Source organism: Microbulbifer sp. HZ11, assembly GCF_000708675.1.
Classification (GTDB): domain Bacteria; phylum Pseudomonadota; class Gammaproteobacteria; order Pseudomonadales; family Cellvibrionaceae; genus Microbulbifer.
The window spans coordinates 481,689-505,539 of sequence record NZ_JELR01000002.1 but is presented as its reverse complement, the minus strand read 5'-3'; the positions used below and the strand labels follow the sequence as shown (position 1 = coordinate 505,539).

The following is a 23,851-nucleotide window of genomic DNA, read 5'->3' as shown; positions in this document are numbered from 1 at the left end:
CCAGGTTATGGCGAAGATTCCAGTTTCAATGGTGGTCAATGGCGAACGAGTGGGGCCCGTGCAGGTGGATGAGTACACCACCCTGCTGGACTTTCTGCAGGAGTATCTGAACCTCACGGGTACCAAGCTTGGTTGTGGTATTGGTGTTTGCCGGGCCTGCACCATCCTCGTTGAGGGTAATGACGGTGCTCTGGAACCGGTGCGCAGTTGTATCAACAATGTAGGTCGGTTTAATGGTAGCAGCGTGACCACTGTGGAGGGACAGGCGCAGCGCAATAGCAATGGCGAGGTATTGGCCTTGTCTCCTGTACAGCAGGCATTCTTGCGTAATTTTTCTTTCCAGTGCGGCTGGTGTACAGCCGGCTTTGTGAACGCTGCCACTGCGTTGATCGATGACCTCCGGCGCAGACCTGTATCAGCGGGGAAGGTCGAGCAGGTGATAGAAGAAGCACTGGGAGAACACATTTGTCGCTGTACCGGTTACGTACGCTACTTTCGCGCGGTGCGTGAGGTTATTGAATCCACTCCGGGGCTGGTCAAGGAGGCGGATTAAATGGGCCGGATCATTTTGCTACTGTTGTCTGTACTGAGCGCCGGATTTAGTGGTGCACAAACGCCGATTGAGACAGGGCGATATCTTGCGACTGCGGCGGATTGTGTGGCCTGCCATACCTCGTCCAATGGACGCCCCTTCGTCGGCGGCCGGCCATTCCATACCCCGTTTGGAATACTGTATTCGACAAACATCACCCCGGATAAGAAAACGGGTATTGGTCATTACACCCTGCAGGATTTCGCAGCTTCCATGCGCCGGGGGGTAGGCTTGCATGGCAATCTGTACCCTGCGATGCCGTACACCTCCTATTACCGGATCACTGATGACGACATAGCAGCCTTGTACGCCTACTTCATGCAACTGCCAGCGGTCGAGTATGTCGCTCCGAAAAATGATCTGCTCTTTCCTGCAAACCTGCGCTTTGGTCTGAAAGCCTGGAATCTGGCATTTTTCGACCGACAGCCTGTAAGTGAGATTGCAGGCAAAAGCCCGGAGTGGCAGCGGGGTAACTATCTGGTCAATGCTCTGGGACATTGTGGTGAGTGCCACACGCCGCGGAACTTTGCATTTGCCCTGAAACGAGACGAGTCATTGGCAGGCAATGTGCTCGAAGGGTGGGATGCGGTCGATATTCGCCCGCAGGCACTTCAGCGTCAGGGCTGGGACAGGGCGAGCCTGCGGGAATTGTTCAGGTCCGGAGCCAGTGAGCCGGGGGCCGCTTTTGGTGAAATGTTCCGTGTGGTGAAACACAGTCTGAGTCACCTGTCTGACAGTGATCTCGACGCCATGATTACCTACCTTCTGGATGGTAACGAGACCGCAGCCGAAGCGAGTGGCGATGTTGGCGGCAATCCAGGAAGCGCAGCCGACAATTATCCCGAGGGCCGAGGGGATTTTGTGGCCTACTGTGCCGCCTGTCATGGGCGGGAAGGTACTGGCACCACGATTGCCTTCGCTCCGGCAATGGATCGCAATGCCGGCGTCCGCGGTGAAAATCCCTATAACACTATTGCCGTGATACTGCGGGGGTTGCCAGCTCAGCGGATGAGTCGCACCAATGCCCGCGCTGGTATGCCTGGGTTTGCCAGTGAACTCAGTGATGCACGTGTTGCCGGGCTGGTCAATTTTATGCGGACCGCCTGGGGCGATCCCGGCGGGGAAGTAACGGAGGATCAAGTGGCAAAGATTCGTGAAGATCTCCGCAAGCATGGTTTTATCGGAGAGAAAAAGTGAATTCTATTCAGCATCTAGGCAGCCGTTTGGTCATTGTTCTCGGGTGTCTCACCTCCCTGCCCGGGATAGCGGCAGAATGGTCGACAACCGAGGCACAGCTACAGTATGGCCGTCTGGACAATCCGTTTACAGGTGGTACAACCAGCACCACGATTCTTACCTTGCAGCACGCCAGTGGTTGGAAGTACGGCGATAATTTTTTCTTCGTGGACTTTATCAATGACGGGGAACGCGACGGTTTTAACGATACCGATGTGTATGCAGAGTGGTACCCGAATTTCAGTCTCGGAAAAATAACCGGATGTGACCTGAGCTTTGGGCCGGTCAAGGATCTGGGAATTATTGCCGGATTTAACTATTCCGCGGATGCCAATGTGGAAAAATTTCTTCCCGGCGTTCGTGTGGCGTGGAAGCTTCCGGGGGAGGCTTTTCTGAATACCGATATTACCGGATACAAAGACATCGGCTATGGCGACAGCGCGCCCAAAGAGGGTGATAGCTACATGATCGATTTTAATGGTGCCTTCCCGTTCAGTATTGGTAAACAGGACTTCAGTATCGAGGGGCACATTGAATATATTCACAATCGCACCAGTGAGTTCGGCGATGTAAAAAGCTGGGTGTTTGCTCAGCCCCAGTTTCGCTGGGATATGGGGAAGACATTGTTCAACAGCCCCAAGCAGATATTCGTCGGCATAGAATATCAGTACTGGCGCAACAAACTTGGGGTTGATATTACCGAGAGCACTGTACAGGCGCTGCTTGTGTGGCGCTTCTGATGCGGCAATGTGGACTTCGCCCCTGAGCATACAAGGTATCGTCCTTTCGGTTGTACTTTGCCTGACGGCGTGTGCAGAGCGGGATGAGATTGCACTGGGCACCCTGGAATGGGATCGAATCGCACTGCCCGCTCCGGCCGCGGAAAAGATTGTACGGATATATGTGCGGGAAGGTGAGCGTGTCGAGGCTGGTCAGCGGCTTCTCGATCTGGACCCCTCGGAAGCCCTGGCAAAATTAAACAGCGCCGAAGCCATGGTCGCGCGGGAGCAGGCCGCACTTATCGAACTGCGTGCGGGCCCCCGGATCGAGGAAATCGAGCGCGCTAAAGCCGACCTTGCAGCGGCCCGTGCAAATCAGGTGGATAGCGAAGCGGATTATCAGCGCCTGCTAGCCCTCGGTAAAAAGGATTACGCATCCCGGTCGGATATCGATGGCGCCCGTGCGGCGGCGGAAAGCGCGCGAGCGCAGGTGCGTGCAGCCCTCGAACAGGTACAGGAGCTGGAGCGCGGTACGCGGGTGGAAGATATCGATCAGGGCGAAGCATCTCTGGCTGCGGCACGCGCTCAGGCAAATGCGCAGCGGGTACTTCTGGATAAGTTAAGTTTACGTGCGCCGCGTGCCGGGGTAGTGGATAGTATTCCCTTCAAACTGGGCGATCAGGCACCGGTCGGTGGGGCGCTGGTGATATTGTTGAGCGGCGTAACACCATACGCGCGTGTATATGTACCCCAGTCACTACGACGGAATATCGCCGTGGGTGGGCGGGCACGGGTGACACTGGATTCCCGCGCTGTGCGCGCTAATACCTTAAAGAAGGATGCTGCACAGAACCGGCACACAGTATTCGACGGCCGGGTACGCATGGTGCGTAACGAACCGTCTTTCACTCCGTACTACGCGCTTACTGGCGATGATGTGGCGCGCCTCAGCTATATCGCGGAAATCCAGTTGCGCAAAGGTGTGGGGGCTGACCGGTTACCAGCGGGACTCCCGCTTCAGGTAATATTTCTGCCCGGGACCGTAAGTGAGGAAGAGTATCCGCAGAGTGCGGCAATGAGCAGGGCGCTGGATCCAGACTCCTCATACTTACCTGAAGCCCGGGGCAATACACTGCCCAATGCGCGAAGCCTTCACCCCTCACACAACCCTGAGAGTGCTGCGCCAGCAGTCCGGGAGTCCGACGACGGTGGCAAATGACATCGCCATCCGTGCCCGTGGGCTCAGCAAGCAATTTGGCAGACTGCTGGCGGTGGATCAGGTCGATCTTACGGTGCCCAGCCAACAGATCTATGGGTTCCTTGGGCCGAATGGTTCCGGCAAGTCCACCAGTATTCGCATGTTGTGTGGGCTGTTGACACCCTCGGCAGGTGAAATGGAAGTTCTGGGGTTCGAGGTCCCCGCACAGGCGGAAGCGTTGCGCCGTCATATCGGTTATATGACACAACAGTTCTCCCTGTTTACCGATCTTACGGTGCGTGAAAACCTGGAGTTTCTCGCAGCAGTGCAGAATATGCCGGCCCGCCAGGCGCGACGGCGCATTGATGAATTACTGGTGGAATACCATTTTGAGGAGCGTGCCGGGCAATTGGCCGGCACCATGAGCGGAGGTCAGAAACAGCGGCTGGCACTTGCCGGAGCGGTAATCCACAAGCCTGAGTTATTGTTTCTGGATGAACCTACCAGCGCAGTGGATCCGGAGTCGCGACGGGACTTCTGGGAAAAACTGTTCGAACTCACCGACAGCGGCACCACAATTCTGGTATCCACGCATTATATGGATGAGGCGGAACGCTGCCACCGGCTGGCAATTCTCGACCGCGGGCGGCTCGTGGCCGACGGTTCACCCGGCGAACTCACCGGGGCATTGGAAGGGCGCACCCTGTTGGTGGAAGCGCATAATCAGCGGGCAGCTCGCCAGCGGGTATTACGGGTTCCGGGGGTAATTAGCGCCGCGCAAATTGGTAACAACCTGAGGGTGCTGACCGATGGTCAGCAGAACGCGGCCGAGATTCTGAAGCACGTGCAGGAAGCCTTGCGAGCACAGGAAAGCGATGCACGCGTGGCGCCAGTCAGTGCGACCCTTGAGGATGTGTTTGTCTCGGTGACTCACCGACGGCCTGCGCGGCGGGGCGTCACGGCGGATACGGAACCGCGGTCGTGAACTGGCGTCGTCTTTACGCGGTGTTGCTGAAGGAGTTCCGCCAGTTGCGACGTGACCGGATGACCCTGGCGATGATTGTTGGTATTCCGGTCATGCAGTTAGTGTTGTTTGGCTACGCGATTAACCTGAATCTGAGGCATCTGCCAGCGGCGATTGCGGACCAGTCCCTCACCAGCGCTTCACGTCAGCTTGTTATGGACATGCTTGCGACGGAAGTCATTCGACCGGTGGCGACCGCGCGAACTCCAGAGCAGCTGATGGATATGCTGCGGCGGGGCGAGATCAGTGTGGGCGTGGTCATTCCGTTCGACTACGAGCGCCGCCTCGCGGTTGGCCAGGAGGCGGTACAGATTCTGGTGGATGGTAGCGATACGGTAGTGCAGAGCGCTGCGGCACAGCTGGCCCAGATGCCGATTGGCGAGCCGCCACCGGAAAATAATATATTGTTGCCGAACCGGCAGTCTTCGGTTCCGTTTCCGGAAACGCCTATCCGTATTGTATCGTTCTACAACCCGCAACGGGTTTCTGCCATCAATATTGTCCCTGGATTGATCGGTATCATTCTAACCATGACCATGGTGATGTTTACCTCTGTAGCAATCGTGCGGGAGCGGGAAAGGGGTAATATGGAGTTGCTGATCGCCACCCCTGTAAGCAGTGCGGAACTGATGATTGGCAAGGTACTGCCTTACGGGTTGATCGGCCTCATACAGACCAGCCTGATCCTGATACTGGGGATGCTGCTGTTCAGCGTGCCTATTCGCGGAAGTCTGCTTGATGTGTACCTGGCTGCGCTGTTGTTGATCCTTGCCAATCTGGCAATGGGCCTGCTGATTTCTACCCGTGCCCAGTCCCAGTTCCAGGCGATGCAGATGACTTTTTTTGTATTTCTGCCTTCGATTCTGCTTTCCGGGTTTATGTTTCCGTTTGACGGTATGCCTGAGGCGGCTCAGTGGCTGGCGGAAGTGTTACCGCTCACACACTTTCTGCGTCTGATTCGGGGGGTGATGTTGCGCGGTGCGGATATTCTGGAGTTGTGGCCGGACCTTCTGGCCCTTCTGGTGTTCATCGGAGTGATGATGAGCCTCGCGATTCTGCGCTTCAACAAAAGTCTGGATTGACCCTCCCGGCGGCGACGCCGGGCCGGCTGGCGCGAAATGCATTTACCGGTTGACTTACATGCCGATCTGTCCGTTATTTCAGCGCGCCCGGCTTTCTTTTTACAGCATTTGTGGAATTCTCCACGGGAATCCTTTTCGCACAGTTGGTAGCATTTACACCTACCGCACAAAGGATGACAACAGCGGTTACCCGAAGGTTTCACGGGTCTGAAAACAGAATAATATTGCTGCATACCAGCAGGGAGGACGCTGTACCATGGCCGAGTTACTCTATAGTTTACCGCCGTGGTTGTGGTTTTTGATTGGGCTGGTCGCACTGTTTCTTGCTCGCAAGCCAGTGCATCAGGGGATCTATGCGGTAGCCCGCCTGTTCCACCAGTCATTCCGGCTCGGCGCCAACGCGGTTGCTGCTGCTGACGCGCGCTTGCAGCTACGCAATCGTGAGGTATTACTGGCCTTGGGACGCGAAGCGAGCGAGCGGCAGATAGAGCGGGACATTGAACGCATTGAGCACTCGATGAAAAAAGAGCTTGCGCAGTATCCCGCATTGCACCGCCGTCTGTGCGAGCAACTCGCAGCCATTGATGAAGACTATGTACGCAGCGCCGAAGTACCGCCGGCGCCCAGCAACTGGGCCAAGGCCATCAAGGCAGTTGCTGAAATCCCATCCAATCAGGATCCGGTGGTGGCCGATGTATTGGAAACCATTCACGGTTCCATGCGGAAAGCCGAAAGCAAGGCTCTGGAGGCCTATCGGGAATCGGCCCGTGAGCGCCACCAGTTACTTAAGCGCATGATGCCGGCATGGCGCTCTATCCTGAACAGTCTTGGTAAAGTGAACAAGGCCGTCTCCTCGGTACAGCAACGCGCCCGACAGGTTGATCGTCATATGGAGCGCTACGAGGAGATCGTGCAAGGCACTGACCGCGCCCTGCGTATACTGTCGTCCTCCTCCATGAGTCAGTTCATTGTTTCCGGGTTGCTGCTGGTGGCTGCTGCGGGTTGCGTGTTTATCAACTTCCATTTGATTGCCCGACCCATGGGGGCAATGTGGGAGGGCGCGAGCTATTTCGGTGATTACCATTTCGCGGACATTTCGGCACTGGTGGTGATTCTGGTAGAAATCACTCTAGGTATTTTTACGATGGAATCCCTGCGAATCACCAGACTCTTCCCTGCCATCGGTGCGCTCAGTGATCGGGTTCGTGCCCGTATATTGTGGGTATCACTGTCACTGCTGATTTTACTAGCTGCATTGGGCGCTGGCCTGGCGTATACCCGTGAATTGCTTTTGCAGGAGGGGGCTTCGGCGGTAGCCGCCGGTGCGGGAGCCACGGATAGTAGCGTATTTAGAGTCGTCCTCTCTGCACAATTGGTAATGGGCTTTGTTTTTCCCTTGGTGTTGGCCTTTCTGGCGATTCCATTGGAAAGCTTTGTTAATGCCACTCGTACGGTGTTGGGAGTGTCTATCTCTTTTTCCCTGCGACTTTTATCCGTGGCTCTGCGCCTTATCGGTTCCGGCATATTACGTGCGGGTTCCATCGCGGCACGCATCTACGATATCGTCATATTCTTCCCTCTGTGGTTAGAGGCGCGCTTTCTGCGTTGGCGAGAACAGGTGGCGCAACCGGATAAAGCGAAAAAGGCACTTCCTGGAATCGAGCCCGCGAAGTGAGTGACGATTTTTATTCAGCGAGTCGGGTGTTACGCCATTGAGTAATACGAATTCCTGGTTCAAATCACCCGGTACACGACCGTTGGTGATTGCTCATGGGGATGACCGAGGGCGCGGCTTGTACCCAGGCAATACATCCCTGTACCTGCGTAAAATGCTTGAGCTGGGAGTGGATGCACTGGAGGTTGATCTCAACCTTACGGCGGACGACCATCTTGTTCTGCTTCACGACGATACGCTGGAGCGAACCAGTGATGGCCGGGGGCTGGTAAGCGATAAATCGCTGGCGGAGCTACGGGAGCTTAATGCAGCCTATCACTGGTCTACGGACGGTGAACATTTCCCCTACCGGGATAATCCACAACCTTTTATTTCCATTGATGACGCGTTTGCTGAATTCCCTCAGGCGCCGATGATCATAGAATTAAAAAATGACGACTCACGTGCGGCGTGCGCTTTGGCGAAAGCCATAGAGGATGCCCGTTGCCATGAACGGGTGGTTGTGTCTTCGTTTCACCACGGAGTGATTCGCACTTTTCGACGAATCTGCCCCCGTGTCGCGACCGGTGCTACCTTGCCCGAGGCGTTGCTGTTCTTTATGGCGCAATTGGTATTTGCGGAGCGGTGCCTCGCTCCTTCCTATCGGGCCATGCAATTACCCATGCACTACTATGGCATCCCGGTTTTCACCCGGCGTTTCGTCTCGGCAGCACACCGCTGCGGCCTGCACCTTTCCGCCTGGACCGTAAATCATCCTGGGGATATGAAAAAAATGATCACCATTGGAATAGATGGTGTCGTCACCGACCGTCCCGACAGACTGTTATCAATACTAAAGGGTAAGTTATGAAAGCTCCGCGGCAGGGTATTACAGGTCAATACCGGAATGGGAAGGGTTGAATGATCAAGCGCCTATTGTTGTTGCTACTGATCGCTCTGCTGGTGTTTGTCGGCTGGCGCTATCTTGCCGCGCGCCCGGCGCCATACACCGGATTGCAGTTCCCCAGTTATCAGACCGAGGGGTTTCGGCGTCCGCTGGTGATTTCTCACGCCGATGATTCCGGTCTGGGGCTTTTCCCGGGTAACACGCCGGTTTTTTTACGGAAAATGGCCGAAATGAAGGTGGATGTACTGGAAATGGATGTGCACGCCACCATCGATGATGAACTGGTGCTGATGCACGACGATACCGTCGACCGAACCAGCGACGGCAAAGGGCGCATACGCGATAAAACCCTTGCCGAACTCAGACAGCTGAATGTGGCGTACAACTGGAGCAAGGATGGCAGTAGCTACCCCTATCGGGACAACCCCCAGGGTATTCTCACTGTGGATCAAGTATTCAAGGCCTATCCTCGCTACCCGATGGTGATCGAGCTGAAAACCCCGGATCCGGAAGCGGCACGCTCACTCTGTCGCAAGCTGAAGGCGTACAACAAAAGTAATCTGGTGATTGTGTCCTCCTTCCATCAGAGCGCTGTGGATGCCTTGCGCACGGACTGCCCGCAGGTGGCCACCGGCGCCGGTTCCGATGAGGTGAAGATCTTTGCCGTAGCCAGCAAGTTACGCGCCTTCCGGTTACTGAGCCCCCGCTACCAGGCGCTGCATATTCCCACCGAGTACGATGGTATTGCTCTGGTGGATCGCAGTAGTCTGCGCCAGGTGCAGGATCATGGTGTGCGCGTCGACGTGTGGACGGTGAATGACGAGGCCGAGATGCGCCGACTGATTGAACTGGGTGTGGATGGAATTATGACCGACAGGCCCGATCGGCTGTTTCAGGTGATTGAGGAGTTGCAAGAGTTTCACGAGATGAGCGATTGAACCAGCATGCGCTCTTCCGCCACTGAAGCAAAAAAGGCTTCCGTTCTGGAAGCCTTTTTTGCTGTTTTCACATAGCTGTTTTTACTTAGCTGCTGGTTGCAGGTAAGGCACTTTCCGCCGCATCGCTTTCCTCTGACTTCTCAACCCGGAACCACGCTGCATACAGGGCGGGCAAGAACAGCAGCGTCAGTGCGGTGGCCACGATCAGTCCACCCATAATTGCCACTGCCATGGGACCGAAGAAATCACTGCGAGATAACGGAATCATCGCCAGCACCGCTGTCAGCGCCGTCAGTACAATCGGGCGGAAGCGGCGCACGGTGGATTCTACAATGGCATCCCAGGGGGCGAGCCCCTGGCGTTTATCCTGTTCTATCTGGTCCACCAGAATGACCGAGTTGCGCATGATCATGCCAGCCAGGGCAATAGTGCCGAGCATGGCGACAAAACCAAATGGCTGGTTGAACAGCAGCAGGAACAGGGTGACACCGATAATACCCAGTGGCGCGGTGAGAAACACCATGGTGGACAGGGAGAAGCTGCGCAGCTGTAACATCAGCAGGGTGAACACCACAAAAATAAACAGCGGCATACCGGCATTGACGGAGTCCTGGCCGCGTGCGGATTCCTCCACACTGCCGCCGACCTCCAACAGATAGCCGGGCGGCAACCCATCGCGGACTCCCTGAAGCTGCGGCCAGATACTGGCCACTACGGTTGCCGGTTGCTCGGTGCCATATATATCCGCGCGCACCGTCACCGTGGGCAGGCGATCCCGGTGCCAGATAACCCCTTCTTCAAAGCCGTAGTCGAGGGTTGCGATCTGGTTCAGCGGCAGTGAGTTTCCGGCATCGGTCTGTATCGCCAGGTTACCCAGCTGTTCCAATGCCTGCCGTTCCCGCTCCTGCCCCCGTACAGCGACGGTGATCAGTTCATTGTCTTCGCGGTATTGGCCCACTGCGGTGCCGGACAGTGAGCCCTGCAGTGCGCGAGACAGGGAGGCTGTGCTAACCCCCATTTCCCGTGCGCGGGCCTGGTCGATATCCAGTTTCACGACCTTGCTGGGTTCTTCCCAGTCCAGGTGCACATTGGCCACGTCTTCATTTTCGCGCACCACCGCGGCCACTTCCCGGGCAATTCGGCGGGCTTCGCCGATATGTTCACCCGAAACCCGGAACTGCACTGGATACCCCACCGGCGGTCCGTTCTCCAGCCGCGAGACCCGTGTGCGTACCGACGGGAACTGTTCGCTCAGGGTGGAGATCAGCCATTGGCGTACCTGTTCCCGCTCCTCCACGCTGCGGGTCAACACCACAAACTGGGCAAAACTGGCGGCGGGCAGCTGCTGATCCAGCGGCAGGTAAAAGCGCGGTGAACCGGTGCCCACATAAGCTACATAGTTTTCCACCAGTGGGTTCTGTGACAGCAGTTCCTCCAGACGCAAGGCCTGCCCCTCGGTGGCGTGCAGGGAAGCGCCTTCACTCAGTTTCAAATCCACCATCAGCTCCAGGCGAGCCGACGAGGGGAAGAACTGTTGCGGCACAAAGCGGAACAGAAAAATCGCACCGACAAAAATAACTACGCTCAGTAGCAATACTGTTTTGCGATAGTGCAGGCACCAGTTGAGGATGCGGCGGAAGCGCTGATAAAAGGGTTTGCTGTACGGATCATTTTGAGAGGTCGATCCGTGACCGCCATGTTCCGGCAGCAGGCGGTTACCCAAGTAGGGCACAAATACTACTGCCGCTACCCAGGAGGCGAGCAGGGATAGTGTCACCACCTGAAAAATTGAGCGAGTGTACTCCCCGGTGCCGGACTGCGCGGTGGCAATGGGCAGGAAACCCGCGGCGGTGATCAGGGTTCCAGTCAACATCGGAAACGCAGTACTGTTCCAGGCGAAGCCTGCTGCCTTCAACCGGCTCAGACCCTGTTCCATTTTGATCGCCATCATCTCCACGGCGATGATGGCATCGTCCACCATCAGTCCCAGCGCCAACACCAGTGCACCAAGGGAAATCTTGTGCAGGCCGATATCAAAGTAATTCATCAGCGCAAAGGTCATCGCCAGCACCAGCGGGATCGACAGTGCCACCACCAGCCCGGTGCGGAATCCCAGTGAGAAAAAACTCACCAGCATTACGATGACCAATGCCTCGATCAGCACTTTGACAAATTCACCCACGCTGCTTTTTACTGCCGCGGGCTGGTCGGATACCTTGCTCAGGGAAAGGCCGATGGGCAGGTCCTGTTGCAGAGATTCCATCGCAGCGTCCAGGCGCTCGCCCAGTTGCAGGATGTCGCCACCACTCTTCATGGACACGGCAATGCCGATGGCATCTTCGCCCATAAAACGCATCCGCGGTTGCGGTGGATCACTAAAGCCGCGCCGCACGTCGGCGATATCGCCCAGGGTCAGGGTATGGCCGTTGGCGTGAATCGGGAACTGGCGGATTTCCTCTACGCTACGGAATTGGCCACTGATGCGGATACGTACGCGGTCGCTGACGGCCTCCACAATCCCGGCGTCCGCCATCTGGTTTTGCGCCTGCAACACCGATTGTACGGCGGAGAGAGAAATCCCCAGGGAAGCCAGTTTGGCATTGGAGATTTCCACCCAGACTTTCTCGTCCTGCAGACCGAGCAGTTCAACCTTGCCGACGTCCTCAACCCGCTGCAAGGCGAGCTGCAGCCGATCGGCGTAGTCCTTCATCAGCGCATAATCAAAACCCTGGCCGGTGAGGGCGTAGATATTGCCAAAGGTAGTGCCAAATTCGTCATTAAAAAACGGGCCCTGAATATCCGTCGGCAGTGTGTGGCGGATATCTCCGACTTTCTTGCGCACCTGATACCAGAGGTCGGGAACCTCCGCTGAGCGCATATCGTCCCTGGCCATAAACATCACCTGGGATTGGCCCGGGCGGGAGAAAGAGGTTATGCGCTGGTAGTCCCCGGTCTCCATCAGTTTTTTCTCGATGCGCTCGGTGACCTGGCGTGAGACCTCTTCTGCACTGGCGCCCGGCCAAAGGGTATTTACCACCATGACCTTGAAGGTGAAGGGGGGATCCTCGCTTTGCCCCAGTTGCGTATACGAAATCGCCCCGATAAGGCCGAGCACAAGCATGGTGTAGAGCACCAGTGGTTTATTCTTCAGTGCCCACTCTGAGAGATTGAATGACATCGTATTGTGTCCGTAGATGCAGTGTTTTTTGTCAGGCGTCAGTGGCGTTGCGTCAGAGGCTTTGTGCCAGGCGGTCGTCGGCCTCTATCGGTCTGTTCTGACGATCTACCGGGCGCACCCGTTGGCCTTCGCGAACCAGCTGGGTGCCGGCGGACACTACCCAGTCCTGAGGGGCAAGGCTGGAGATCACCTCTGCATACTCGTGGCCGTAATTGGCGACGGTGACCGCCACCTTGTGCAGCGTGAAGGTGTCGGGGTCCATGCGCCATACGAAGGCTTCGGCCCCATCGGCGGTAATCGCAGACATGGGCAGCCGCTGGGTAGGGCGCTTTGAATCCGTGCGTGCATATACTCGGGCGCTCTGGCCCAGCTGGGGTTTACCCTCGGCGTTGCCGTCTGGCGAAAACGCGATGCGCGCTTCAAAGGTGCGCAGGCCAGACTCTGCAGCAGGAGAGAGCTCCCGCACCTTTCCGTGAATCGGGGCTCCGGGTGCGGACCACAGCTCGATGGTTACCGGCTGGCCTAGGGCAAAGCGGGTTACTTCCTGTTCCGGTAGGTCGATCAGGACCTCCCGCTCCCCATCTGACGCCATGGTAAATACCGTCTGACCGGCGCTGACAACCTGTCCGGCATCAATACTGCGACCGGTGATGACTCCGTCGCTGGGGGCCTTGAGGGTTGCGTAGTTGGCCTGGTTTTCCGCCACCTTCCATTGGGCGCGGGCCCGCTCAAGCTGGGCCACACTGCTGTCGTGGCGCGTCTTTACGGTATCAAACTGGGATTCCCCGATCAGTTTCCGCTCCAGCAGGTCGCGGTAGCGTGCGAGCTCATTGCTGGCGTTGCGATTTTCAGTCTGCGCCGCCTGCAGCTGAGCGCGGGCGGCGTCGCGCTGCAATTGCAGGTCTTGCGCATCCAGTTCAGCCAAAGGCTGGCCCTGTCTCACTCTATCTCCCACATCCACCAGGCGGCGGGTAACCGCGCCGCCGACCCGGAAGGCCAGTGCCGGCTCATAGCGGGCGCGAACCTCTCCCGGGTAGACCGCGAGCTGGCTGCCGGACGCTGTGGGGTGCACTACGATGGCCGGGCGCGGAGGCTTGGTGCTTTCCGGGTCCGATGTCGAGCAGGCGACAAGGGATAGTGCAGCCAGCAAGGTGGTGGACCATTTGAGTGCGGAAGCGTTATGGGGGAGGAAGCGGTGCATGATTACCTCAATCCCTGTGGGGCACGGGTTGCGTTGGAGTCGGAAATTCCGGCGGGTGACTTTGGGGTCGGGGATGTCGGCAGAAACTGGTACAGTTGTCTGCCATACTGCGCCGGACTCTATTCTGTACTGGCGAGTATAGTAAGTATATTAAACTCGCGAGTCCACTAATTCAGTGGGCGCGAGCGTGTGCTTCATCAACCAGCAAGCGGGGTTGGGTAGCGCGCAACACGAAGACGATGACGACCATGAGCTCTATAAATTCCAGCAGTACCGCCCCGACCAGCCGCGGCCGCCCCAAAGACCCGGCCAAGCGGCAGGCCATTCTGCATGCGGCCAAGCACCTGTTTCTCACCCACGGATTTACCGGTACCAGCATGGACGCTGTGGCCAGCGCGGCGGGTGTCTCCAAGCTGACGGTGTACAGCCATTTCTCTGACAAGGAGACGCTGTTTACGGATGCCATTGAAGACAAGTGCTGCAGCCAGATGCCGGTGGTGATGTTTACCCTCGAGCCCGGGGTGCCGGTTGTGGAAATGTTGCAACAGATCGGCGAGGCTTTTCTGGAGATGTTGTACCACGAGGACTCCATGAAACTGATGCGCCTGATCAGTGCCGTGGGCGCCCAGGATCAGACCATGGCCAATCTGTTTTACGAGGCCGGTCCGATGCGTACCCGCAATGAAATGACGCGTTTCCTCAATCGGGCCTGTGAGCTGGGGCAGTTGCAGATACCGGACACCGAGCGTGCCTCGGAGTTGTTTTTCGGCATGTTGCAGGGAGGGTGCCGACACATTCAGATTATGCTCGGGTGTACCGAACCTCCCGCGCAAGAGGAAATTACAGAACATGTAGCGGAAGTGGTGCGAGTGTTCTGCCGGGGTTACCAGCCTCACTGAGATTGATGACCGATTGAAAAAGCCCGCGGGAGCATGCTTCCGCGGGCTTTTTTGTTAGGGCGATGCTGAATCAGGTACGGATCTTGTAGCCGGTACGGAAAATCCACCACACCGCGGTCATGCAGGCAAACAGGAACAGCAGTGTCATGCCGAGACTGATTCCAACATTGACATCGGAGACGCCGTAAAACGCCCAGCGAAAACCGCTGATCAGATACACCACCGGGTTAAACAGGGTTACCTTCTGCCAGAACTCCGGCAGCATATTGATGGAGTAGAAAGCACCACCGAGAAATGTCAGCGGGGTGATCACCATCAGCGGAATAATCTGCAGCTTCTGAAAATCATCGGCCCACACGCCGATAATAAAACCGAACATACTGAAGGTGACTGCGGTGAGAATAAGAAAGCCGATCATCCAGAAGGGATGGGCGATCTCGTAGTCCACAAAAAAACGCGCGGTGATGAGAATCAGTATGCCGATAATGACCGACTTGGTGGCCGCCGCGCCTACATAGCCGGCGACGATCTCAAACGCGGATACTGGAGCGGAAAGCACCTCGTAAATGGTGCCGCTGAATTTGGGGAAGAAAATGCCGAACGACGCATTGGAAATACTTTCCGACAACAGCGACAGCATGATCAGCCCGGGAATAATAAACGCTCCGTAACTCACCCCCTCGATTTCGCCCAGGCGACCGCCGATGGCGGTGCCGAAAACGATAAAGTACAGGCAGGTGGAAATCACCGGCCAGGCGATGCTCTGCATCAGGGTGCGCCCGGTGCGGGCCATTTCAAACTGGTAAATGGCGCGGATACCGTAAACATTCATCCGACAAACTCCTCTGTTATCCGACCTGCTGGCGTTCGTTCTGGTTCTGGTGCACCAGATTGACAAAAATCTCTTCCAGGGAGCTTTCACTGGAGTGCAGATCCTTGAACTCGATACCCTGCTGGTTCAACGCGCGCAGCAGTTCGGCGATGCCTGTGTGCTCTCGCTGGGTGTCGAAGGTGTACACCAGCTGGTTGCCTTCGTCTGTCACTTCCAGGGCAAACTCACCGAGACTATCGGGCAGCCCGGTGACTGGGTTCTGCAAGTGGATGGTCAGCTGTTTTTTGCCCAGCTTGCGCATCAGCGTGTGTTTTTCTTCCACCAGCACAAGCTCGCCATGGTTGATCACACCAATGCGATCCGCCATTTCTTCTGCTTCCTCGATATAGTGCGTGGTGAGAATCACGGTAACGCCATTTTCCCGCAGTCCGCGCACCATTTCCCACATGTCCCGGCGCAACTCTACATCCACACCGGCGGTGGGTTCGTCGAGGAACAGAATGGACGGCTCGTGGGATAGTGCTTTGGCGATCATTACCCGGCGTTTCATACCACCGGACAGCGCCATGATCTTGCTGTCCTTTTTCTCCCATAGGGAGAGTTGACGCAGGATTTTCTCGATGTATTCGGGGTTGGGCGCCTTGCCAAACAGACCGCGGCTGAAGCTGACGGTGTTCCACACACTCTCAAAGGAATCCGTGGAAAGTTCTTGGGGTACCAGGCCTATCTTGCTGCGCGCAGGGCGAAATTCCCGCTGAATATCGTGGCCATCGGCGGACACACTGCCACTGGTGGGATTAACGATACCGCAGATAATACTGATGAGGGTGGTTTTGCCGGCGCCATTGGGGCCGAGCAGGGCGAAAATTTCGCCACGATTGATTTGGAGGTCGACGGATTTGAGCGCGGTAAAACCGCCGGCATAGGTTTTACCTACGCCGTCAATAGAAATGATCGGTTGCACGCATCCTCCCTTGTTCTCTGTGCGTCTCGCAAAAAGCGGCACACATTGTGCCCCGAAGCCATACGAGTGCGCTAGCGGTTCGGGGCAGGTGGAGGTCAATGCGAGATTAGAGCCCAAAAATTCTGTTGTAGAAGTTCACTGCACCCTCGTAGGCATCATTGGCGGCCTCTTCATTGTACGCCAGTGGAATGCCGAACTTTTCGCCGCGACCGGTGGCGGCAGGGTTGGTGAAGCCGTGTTTGGCCCCGGGGTAACTGATCACATCGAAACGCACACCGGCGGTCTGCATTTCTTTGACGAAGTTGGCTACCTGTTCTGCGGGAATCATGTCGTCGTCACCGCCGGTGTAGACCTGGATTTCTGCTTTGACATCGCCGGGTTTGATCTGCACTTCGGTCTGCAGGTCGCCGTGGAAACTGACGACACCTTTTAGCGGCAGCCCAAGGCGGGCCATGGTCAATGCAACCGCGCCACCGAAGCAGTAGCCCTGTGCGGCAACCTGGCCGACTTCCACGGTTTCGTGAGCGTTGATCAGATCGAGGGCGGCCTGGAAGCGCTTGAGCGCGGCACCTTCGGTCTCTATGGTTTTGTTCATGAGTGCGGCGGCGTCGGCGGGATTGTCGGCGCCGACACCGGTGCCGTACATGTCGAGGGCAAAGGCGGTGAAGCCTTCGGCGGCGAGGCGCTCGGCTTCTTCCCTGGTAAAGTCGTTCATGCCCCACCATTCGTGGACGAGGAGGATGGCGGGCCGTTTGCCTTCGAGGGTTTCGTCGTAGGCCAGATAGCCGGTAAAGGATTCGCCGTCGATGGTGTATTCGATGTCTTCGGTGTGCACTGCGTCCTCCTTGAGGAATACTTGGTCTTGAAAATGGTGTGCCAAGGGTAGATGGGTGCTTTGGCTAAAGCAACGCGCAGCCGTCATTCCGGATCAAGTCCGGCATGACGGTTTCTGTAAAGTTGGGTGCGGGAATCGATCCCCCTCGTCATTCCGGGCTTGACCCGGAATCCAGTGCTACGAAGCGAGATGCAGGATCGAATCCTACATGACGATCAGCCGGTCAGCTTTTCGGTCGGCGGTACTTTGAGTCTTTAGGCGGAATAATATCGCCATCCTCATCCAGCTCCGGAAATGGCAACTTGTACTGCTCACAATATCTCACCATTTTCGGGTGCATCCAGCGAAACAGGATGTCTTTTATTTTCGGGTCATCTTCGTCGAGCTCTTTGTTTTCATACATTCCCGCGTTGGTCCTCTGATACATCGCTTCCTGAAGAATAATCGCCGCGGCCACACTCACGTTGTAGCTTTCCACCATGCCGATAATCGGGATGGTGACATGGTCGTCGGCGTGCTCGGCAGCGTAGTCGCTGAGGCCATCTTTCTCGGCGCCCATGACGAGGGCGAAGGGCTGGGTGTAGTCGGCTTGTCGGTAGTCGATGGCGCGGTCGGACCAGTGGGCGGCGTAGAGGTGCATGCCCTGCTGTTTTAGATGAGCCATACCGGTTTGAATATCGGGGTAGACTCTGTTCCCCGTAAAGCGGCCACTGCCTCCGGCGGTGTTGTGATAAATCTTGTGGCCGTGGGTGGGCTGCACCATGTGGATTTCGGGGATGCCGACAGCGTCGGCAGTCCGCAGCATGGCAGAGATATTTTGGGCTTTATGTACCTGGTCGGTAAGGATCGTCATATCGTGCTGGCGCTGGCGGAGCACCTGCTTGAATTTCTCGTAGCGGCTGCGGCTCATGGTACTTCTGTCTTGTTCGGTCTTCTGTTGGCCGCGGATTATAGCACTGTGGTTTATGGTGGGCTTTGTGGTCCCTACTCGGACGGTTTGGTGGCGGCCAAGCACCGGGTATGGGGTTTCAGGACCGCTGTGAATACATCCCTGTACGCTGCGTCGGCGACGTCCCTGTCGCCGACGCTCCTGAAACCCCATACCCGGCACTTGGCCTTCGCATCGGGGTTTTTACAGTTCGACTAGGGAGTAGTGCTCTACTTCTGGGAATGGATCGTAGAAGTGGTGGAGGAGGGCTTTCCAGCTTTGGTATTCGGGGGATTTTCGGAAGCCCTGGGTGTGGTCTTCTAGTTTTTCCCAATTCACCAACAGGATGTAGCGGCTTTCTTTTTCAAGGCACTTTTGTAATTGGTGATTTATGTAGCCTGGCATCGAGGAAATGATGCATTGTGCCTTTTTGAAGGCGCGTTCGAATTCTTCATTCTGACTTGGCTTTACGTCCAGAATCGCTACTTCAAGAATCACGCTAGCTCCTTGTTCAGAGGGAAATGTAAAATGTGAAGGTAAAGTGCCGGGTGTAGCTTTTCGAAAGCGTGAGCGACAGGGACGTCGCCGCCGCAGCGTGTAGGGGTGAGGCAAGCGATTGCGAAGCACTGCTTCACGCGCAGCCGAACGACGTCAATCTGTGATTGGCGGCCGGCCCCGCTTGCGGGGTTTACAGCGGTTTCGAAAAGCTACACCCGGTGCTTTTCCGCCAAAAAACTCGCTTACTCGGGACCACAGAGCTACATCAAAGGCGCAGAAAAGGGTTCCACCGTAACCCAATCCCCAGTTTCACAATCCCCGCCTTCCCGAGGCAAAACAACAAAACAGTTCGCCGCCGCAAAGCCGGAAAGAATATGACTCCCCTGAATACCGCGAGTCTCCACCACCTGAATCCCATCCTCATCACGATAGGTAAACCCGCGTTGATAATCCGTGCGTCCAGGTCTCTTGCGGATATCGTTCAGCAGACGCGCGCGAACCTGCAGTGGGAGCTGGCGGAATTGTTCGGAGGTGCCGCGTAGTTTTTCTAGGGCGGGGACGACCAGTTGATACAGGGTGACGATGGCAGAAACAGGATTTCCAGGGAGGCCGAAGAATAAAGCTTCACCATCGGCTTTGGGGAGGCGACCGAAGGCGAAGGGTTTGCCAGGTTTGATCGCGAGCTTCCAGAAACCGATTTCGCCGAGTTCCTGCAAAACGGTTTTGGTGAAATCCGCTTCACCGACGGATACACCACCGCTGGTAATGACAAAGTCTGCGTTGTCGCGGGCTTTGATAAACGCCTCGCGGATTTTTTCTGGCTGGTCCGGCCAGTAGCCGAGATCCAGAATATCCACATCCAGTTGTTCTAATGCAGCCTGCAGTGCAATTCGATTGCTATCGTAGATATCGCCATCGCCCAATTCGGATGCCGGGGTGCCGATGGGTTTCAGTTCATCACCGATGGAAAGCAGGGCGGCTTTGAGTTTGCGCAGTACCGTGACTTCGGCCACACCGGCGCCGGCTAACAGTGCAATGTGGGGGACTTTGATTTTGGAACCGACTGGTATGAGGCTCTGTCCGGTATGGACGTCTTCGCCGCGGCGGCGAATGTTTTCGCCGGGTTTGGCGGGGCGGCTCATGGTGAGCTGGTCGCCATCTAAATTGCAGTTTTCCTGCATCTGTACGCGGTCGGCGCCCGTGGGTACGGCGGCACCGGTGGTGATACGGGTGGCTTGGCCTGGTTCCAGAGTGCCAAAAAAAGGGTGGCCGGCGAGGCTTTTGCCGATGATGGTGTAGCTGTCACGGTCGCCGCTCAGGGCGTAGCCGTCCATGGCGGAGTTGTCGCAGGGGGGCAGGTCGAGTGCGGACAGTACGGGCTCGGCCAGTACGCGGCCACAGGCCTGACTTAATGGGATGGTTTCGCTCGCGGTGATGGGGTTGATGCTGTCGATCAGCATCTGCTTGGCCACTTCTACGGAACGCAGGCCGTTTTCTGCACAGGCATCAGTCATTGTTATTGCCTTAAATCTTGTCTGTTTGGTCGAGAAGATAGCTGGGCTGGGTGGGATTTGCCAAGTGCTGAGATGGGATTGTTCGCTCTAACGTCATTCCGGGCTTGACCCGGAATCCAGCGCTACGAAGCTGGATGCCGGATCAAGTCCGGCATGACGCTGATAGAGGTTGAGAGTAGGTATATCGTACTTACAGGTTGATTCGTCACTCTCCCGTCATTCCAGGCTCGATCCGGAATCCAGAGTTCCGAAGCCGGATGCCGGATCAGGTCCGGCATGACAGTGATAGAGCTTGAGAGTAGCTGTATCGTACTTACCGGTTGATTCACCGCTCTCTCGTCATTCCGGGCTCGACCCGGAATCCAGCACTACGAAGCTGGATGCCGGATCAAGTCCGGCATGACGTGAGAACTATTCGGTGCTTACCCAACCGCTACTGCAAGGTTGGTATTCAGCAGCGCTGAGATTTCCGGCTTGCAGGAACCGCAGTTGGTACCACATCCCAGCAGTTCACCCAGCTCATCAACGGAGGCCGCACCTTCGGCAATCGCCGCTTCGATTTCCTTGCGGGAAACCTGCAGGCAGGTGCATACCATCTGCGCACCGGCGGGGACGTCATGTAAGAGTTTTGCAGGTGCGTCTGGTAGTGGCTCTTGCAGGGCGTTTTCCAGAGTTTTGCGGTCCGGCAGGCCCTGCCAGTCGGCGCTGGTGAAGACCAGTAATTCCATCTCTTCACTGTGCAGCAACCAGCGTTCGCCGCTGGGCAGTTGCAGCTGTTTGCGATTGAGTTGTTTGCCGCTCAGGTTGAACAGCTTGTCGGCCATGGACTGCCAGTCCGGTTGCTTTTTCAGGGCCAATTCGAAACGGTAACCGCCTTCCACCGGTACCCGGTACCAGTGCAGGATGGTTTCAAACAATTGCGTGTCGCCGGCCTGCAGGCGGCTGTGGAGTTCTTCTGCGGCTTTGCTGCGCAGTAGCAGGCAGGCGTAGCTGTGGGCAGAGAGTGGTTCGACTTTTACCGCTACCTGCTTCAGTTCCGGCTGGCCGGAGAAGGGGTCGGTGAAGGGGATGGCCAGGGCGCTGACGGTGGCGTTGTGGGCGAGGCTGTCGCTCCAGTGGATCGGGGCAAACAGTTGGCCGGGTTTCTGACTGCTGGTAACTTTTGCGCGGCCGAAGAACTGGCCTTTTTCGCTTTCCACGCGCACCAGTTGTGCATCTTCGATACCGAATTTAGACGCTTCCTGCGGGTGTACGTGCAGTTCTGGTGCTTCGCTGTGGTCGAGGAGTTTGCGCGCGCGGCCGGTGCGGGTCATGGTGTGCCACTGGTCGCGCAGACGGCCGCTGTTCAACACCAGCGGGTATTCGTCGCGGGCTTCCTGCTTCGGGCACCGGGGCTGTACGGCGACAAAGCGGGCGCGGCCATTGGGGGTGTAGAAGTCGCCGTCGCTGAACAGGCGCGCGGTGCCGTGGGGATGTTCGGCGTTCACCGGCCACTGCACCGGAGTAAAGAAGTCGTATTCCTGATCGCTGATATTCGCCAGCGCGGAAATATCGAAGGCGCGGCGGGCCTGGTCACGGGTGTTTTCAAACCCGGACAGGGCGGCGTGCTCGCGGAAAATATCTGCCGGGGTTTCAAAATCAAACGCTTCGCCAAAGCCGAGGCGCTTTGCCACCTCGCAGATGATTTCCCAGTCGTGGCGGGCTTCCCCCGGTTTCGGCAGAAAACCTTTCTGACGGGAGATACGGCGCTCGGAGTTGGTGACGGTGCCGGTCTTTTCCCCCCAGGTGGTCGCGGGTAGCAGCAGGTCGGCGGTGCGCGCGGTATCGGTATCGCCGACGCAGTCGGAGACGATCACCGTGGGGCAGTTTTTCAGGGCGGCGGCGACGCGGCGTGCATCCGGCATACTCACCGCCGGATTGGTGGCCATGATCCACACGGCCTTGATCTGACCGCTCTCCACCGCGTTAAACAGATCCACCGCTTTCAGGCCCGGGCCCTGTGCCATCTTTGTGGCATTCCAGAAGCGGCCCACGCGGTCGATATTGTCTTCGGTGAAATCCATATGCGCGGCGAGCATATTCGCCAGCCCGCCCACCTCGCGCCCGCCCATGGCATTGGGCTGGCCGGTGATGGAGAAGGGGCCACAACCGGGCTTGCCGATGCGGCCGGTGGCTAGGTGGCAATTGATAATGGTGTTGTTTTTATCGGTGCCTGTGCTGGACTGATTGACGCCCTGGGAATAGAAGCTGATGGTTTTTTCTGTGGTGCGGAACAGCTCGTAAAAAGCGAGCAATTGCTCCAGCTCCACACTGCAGTATTCCGCTACTTTCTCCGGCGTCCACTCCGCGGCCACGTAAAGCGCGTCGGTAAAACTTTCCGTGTGGTTGTCGATAAACCCCTGATCCAGGGCACCGAATTCGGTGAGATAGTGCAGCAGACCGTTAAATAGCGCCGCATCACTACCCGGGGTGATCGCCAGATGCATATCCGCCATTTCACTGGTGGCACTACCGCGGGGATCTACCACCACCAGTTTCGCATTGGCCGCCTGCATCCGTTGGAACAGAATCGGGTGAGTCCAGGCGGCATTGGAGCCGATCAGAACCACCAGCTCCGCCTCGTCCAGATCCTCGTAATTACACGGCACCGCATCCGCGCCAAATGCACGTTTGTAGGCGGCCACCGCAGAGGACATACACAGGCGGGAATTGGTATCCACATTGCCCGTGCCGATAAATCCCTTCATCAGTTTGTTGGCAACGTAATAATCTTCCGTCAACAACTGACCGGACAGGTAAAACGCCACCGAATCCGGCCCGTGCTCGTCGATGGTCTCGCGCAGTCGCGACGCGGCAAATTCCAGCGCCGTTTCCCAGTCGCACTCTTCGCCGTGCAACTGCGGCTTTAACAGACGCCCGTGGTTGCCGAGAGTATCCGCCAGGGAAGAACCCTTGACGCACAGCTTGCCTTTGTTGGCCGGATGCTGCTGATCTCCCTCAATGCGGATCACATCCTCACCAGTGGCCGGGCTGGACTCCCGCGTCGCCGCCACCCCGCAACCCACGCCGCAATAGGGGCAGGTGGTGCAGGATCTGTGGGCGCTGAACAGTTCTGTTAATGCCATCTTCGACTGCTTATTTTGTTTGCTTCTTCTTTTAATCGGCCGATCGGATTATCGATTAGCCAACCTGAATCAGAACATCATCGCCCTCAAAGGCAACGGGGAATATCTCCAGCTTGATCTCTTCCTCTTCCAGGCACTGGCCGTCGCTCAGGCGGTAGTGCTGCTTGTACAGCGGCGAGGCAACGGTCAGCTCACCGTCGATCTCGGCCACAAGGCCGCGGCCGATCACGCCGGCATTGGCGATAGGATCCCAGTTATCGATGGCGTACAACTGGGGTTCCTGCTCGGGTAAAAAAAACAGGGCAATCTGACGACCGCCCACAAGAGCGCACACTCCGGAATCGGCTACAAGGTCTGATCGCTTGCAGACTTGCAGCCACTCGGCGCGGGTTATGGCAACTTCGCTCATTCTGGTTCTCCACAAATGGTGGTGGTGAAAATCTTAAAACTTGTGTTCTTTTCCAGCTTCTGTGGGGCTGGATTCCGGCCTGCGCCGGAATGACGCGGGGCGGACTAAATTAGTTCGA

The 23,851-nt window shown here is 57.0% G+C and carries 20 protein-coding genes; 10 read left to right on the top strand and 10 right to left on the bottom strand.

Annotated elements, in window-relative coordinates:
- The first annotated feature begins 7 nt into the window (after positions 1-7).
- From AU11_RS09845 to AU11_RS09805, 9 genes are all read left to right on the top strand, one after another.
- Positions 8-553, top strand: coding sequence for a (2Fe-2S)-binding protein (locus AU11_RS09845; protein WP_043319074.1), 546 nt, complete (start codon positions 8-10; stop codon positions 551-553).
- A complete protein-coding gene (locus AU11_RS09840; protein WP_051687147.1) occupies positions 554-1,789 on the top strand; it encodes a c-type cytochrome in 1,236 nt (411 codons plus the stop codon).
- Positions 1,786-2,568 (top strand): outer membrane protein OmpK, encoded by a 783-nt coding sequence (locus AU11_RS09835; RefSeq protein ID WP_197023815.1) that lies wholly within the window; start codon positions 1,786-1,788, stop codon positions 2,566-2,568. Before AU11_RS09840 ends, AU11_RS09835 begins: the two co-directional genes overlap by 4 nt.
- A gap of 7 nt (positions 2,569-2,575) precedes the next feature.
- On the top strand, positions 2,576-3,766 hold the full coding sequence (locus AU11_RS09830) for an HlyD family secretion protein (protein ID WP_081848048.1): 1,191 nt from the start codon (positions 2,576-2,578) through the stop codon (positions 3,764-3,766).
- Complete coding sequence (locus AU11_RS09825) at positions 3,756-4,730, top strand: ABC transporter ATP-binding protein (protein WP_231491817.1); 975 nt, start codon at positions 3,756-3,758, stop codon at positions 4,728-4,730. Before AU11_RS09830 ends, AU11_RS09825 begins: the two co-directional genes overlap by 11 nt.
- Entirely contained in the window at positions 4,727-5,851 is a 1,125-nt protein-coding gene (locus AU11_RS09820) for an ABC transporter permease (protein WP_043319072.1), read from the top strand. The genes AU11_RS09825 and AU11_RS09820 overlap by 4 nt, the downstream gene beginning before the upstream one ends.
- Positions 5,852-6,107: 256 nt before the next feature.
- Positions 6,108-7,526 carry a hypothetical protein gene (locus AU11_RS09815; RefSeq protein ID WP_051687146.1) on the top strand — a complete coding sequence of 473 codons (1,419 nt, stop codon included), beginning with the start codon at positions 6,108-6,110 and terminating at the stop codon, positions 7,524-7,526.
- Between the two features lie 37 nt (positions 7,527-7,563).
- Positions 7,564-8,376, top strand: coding sequence for a glycerophosphodiester phosphodiesterase (locus AU11_RS09810; RefSeq protein ID WP_156035252.1), 813 nt, complete (start codon positions 7,564-7,566; stop codon positions 8,374-8,376).
- 50 nt (positions 8,377-8,426) lie between these two features.
- On the top strand, positions 8,427-9,350 hold the full coding sequence (locus tag AU11_RS09805) for a glycerophosphodiester phosphodiesterase (RefSeq protein ID WP_051687144.1): 924 nt from the start codon (positions 8,427-8,429) through the stop codon (positions 9,348-9,350).
- 85 nt (positions 9,351-9,435) lie between these two features.
- Here AU11_RS09805 and AU11_RS09800 read toward each other — a convergent pair whose 3' ends face one another.
- Together AU11_RS09800 and AU11_RS09795 are read right to left on the bottom strand one after the other, a co-directional pair.
- On the bottom strand, positions 9,436-12,528 hold the full coding sequence (locus AU11_RS09800; RefSeq protein WP_043319070.1) for an efflux RND transporter permease subunit: 3,093 nt from the start codon (positions 12,526-12,528) through the stop codon (positions 9,436-9,438).
- A gap of 52 nt (positions 12,529-12,580) precedes the next feature.
- Positions 12,581-13,729, bottom strand: coding sequence for an efflux RND transporter periplasmic adaptor subunit (locus AU11_RS09795; protein WP_043319068.1), 1,149 nt, complete (start codon positions 13,727-13,729; stop codon positions 12,581-12,583).
- A gap of 248 nt (positions 13,730-13,977) precedes the next feature.
- Between AU11_RS09795 and AU11_RS09790 the strand changes: the two genes are divergently transcribed.
- The gene (locus tag AU11_RS09790; protein WP_051687331.1) at positions 13,978-14,628 is read left to right on the top strand and encodes a TetR/AcrR family transcriptional regulator; all 651 of its coding nucleotides are present in this window, start codon (positions 13,978-13,980) and stop codon (positions 14,626-14,628) included.
- Between the two features lie 70 nt (positions 14,629-14,698).
- On the opposite strand, the gene AU11_RS09785 is transcribed toward AU11_RS09790, so the two are convergent.
- From AU11_RS09785 to nirD, 8 genes are all read right to left on the bottom strand, one after another.
- Positions 14,699-15,460: an ABC transporter permease gene (locus AU11_RS09785; protein ID WP_043319066.1), complete on the bottom strand. Its 762-nt coding sequence runs from the start codon at positions 15,458-15,460 to the stop codon at positions 14,699-14,701.
- A gap of 16 nt (positions 15,461-15,476) precedes the next feature.
- Positions 15,477-16,424 carry an ABC transporter ATP-binding protein gene (locus AU11_RS09780; protein WP_043319063.1) on the bottom strand — a complete coding sequence of 316 codons (948 nt, stop codon included), beginning with the start codon at positions 16,422-16,424 and terminating at the stop codon, positions 15,477-15,479.
- A gap of 106 nt (positions 16,425-16,530) precedes the next feature.
- On the bottom strand, positions 16,531-17,259 hold the full coding sequence (locus AU11_RS09775; RefSeq protein ID WP_043319061.1) for a dienelactone hydrolase family protein: 729 nt from the start codon (positions 17,257-17,259) through the stop codon (positions 16,531-16,533).
- A 223-nt stretch (positions 17,260-17,482) separates the two neighbouring features.
- Entirely contained in the window at positions 17,483-18,169 is a 687-nt protein-coding gene (gene trmH, locus AU11_RS09770) for a tRNA (guanosine(18)-2'-O)-methyltransferase TrmH (RefSeq protein ID WP_043319059.1), read from the bottom strand.
- A gap of 222 nt (positions 18,170-18,391) precedes the next feature.
- On the bottom strand, positions 18,392-18,685 hold the full coding sequence (locus tag AU11_RS09765) for an antibiotic biosynthesis monooxygenase (RefSeq protein WP_043319057.1): 294 nt from the start codon (positions 18,683-18,685) through the stop codon (positions 18,392-18,394).
- A gap of 260 nt (positions 18,686-18,945) precedes the next feature.
- Positions 18,946-20,199, bottom strand: a complete 1,254-nt coding sequence (glp, locus tag AU11_RS09760; protein WP_043319055.1) for a gephyrin-like molybdotransferase Glp — start codon at positions 20,197-20,199, stop codon at positions 18,946-18,948.
- 422 nt (positions 20,200-20,621) lie between these two features.
- A complete protein-coding gene (locus AU11_RS09755) occupies positions 20,622-23,324 on the bottom strand; it encodes a nitrate reductase (protein ID WP_043319053.1) in 2,703 nt (900 codons plus the stop codon).
- A 55-nt stretch (positions 23,325-23,379) separates the two neighbouring features.
- Positions 23,380-23,733: a nitrite reductase small subunit NirD gene (gene nirD, locus AU11_RS09750; RefSeq protein WP_043319051.1), complete on the bottom strand. Its 354-nt coding sequence runs from the start codon at positions 23,731-23,733 to the stop codon at positions 23,380-23,382.
- Between the last annotated feature and the right edge of the window lie 118 nt (positions 23,734-23,851).

Bases quoted from the DNA above. Each gene is read 5' to 3' on its own strand.
- AU11_RS09840 (WP_051687147.1), top strand. From the start codon at position 554: ATGGGCCGGATCATTTTGCTACTGTTGTCTGTACTGAGCGCCGGATTT.
- trmH (WP_043319059.1), bottom strand. From the start codon at position 18,169: ATGAGCCGCAGCCGCTACGAGAAATTCAAGCAGGTGCTCCGCCAGCGC.
- glp (WP_043319055.1), bottom strand. From the start codon at position 20,199: ATGACTGATGCCTGTGCAGAAAACGGCCTGCGTTCCGTAGAAGTGGCC.
- AU11_RS09805 (WP_051687144.1), top strand. From the start codon at position 8,427: ATGATCAAGCGCCTATTGTTGTTGCTACTGATCGCTCTGCTGGTGTTT.
- AU11_RS09830 (WP_081848048.1), top strand. From the start codon at position 2,576: ATGTGGACTTCGCCCCTGAGCATACAAGGTATCGTCCTTTCGGTTGTA.
- AU11_RS09795 (WP_043319068.1), bottom strand. From the start codon at position 13,729: ATGCACCGCTTCCTCCCCCATAACGCTTCCGCACTCAAATGGTCCACC.
- AU11_RS09800 (WP_043319070.1), bottom strand. From the start codon at position 12,528: ATGTCATTCAATCTCTCAGAGTGGGCACTGAAGAATAAACCACTGGTG.
- nirD (WP_043319051.1), bottom strand. From the start codon at position 23,733: ATGAGCGAAGTTGCCATAACCCGCGCCGAGTGGCTGCAAGTCTGCAAG.
- AU11_RS09755 (WP_043319053.1), bottom strand. From the start codon at position 23,324: ATGGCATTAACAGAACTGTTCAGCGCCCACAGATCCTGCACCACCTGC.
- AU11_RS09815 (WP_051687146.1), top strand. From the start codon at position 6,108: ATGGCCGAGTTACTCTATAGTTTACCGCCGTGGTTGTGGTTTTTGATT.
- AU11_RS09785 (WP_043319066.1), bottom strand. From the start codon at position 15,460: ATGAATGTTTACGGTATCCGCGCCATTTACCAGTTTGAAATGGCCCGC.
- AU11_RS09845 (WP_043319074.1), top strand. From the start codon at position 8: ATGGCGAAGATTCCAGTTTCAATGGTGGTCAATGGCGAACGAGTGGGG.
- AU11_RS09790 (WP_051687331.1), top strand. From the start codon at position 13,978: ATGAGCTCTATAAATTCCAGCAGTACCGCCCCGACCAGCCGCGGCCGC.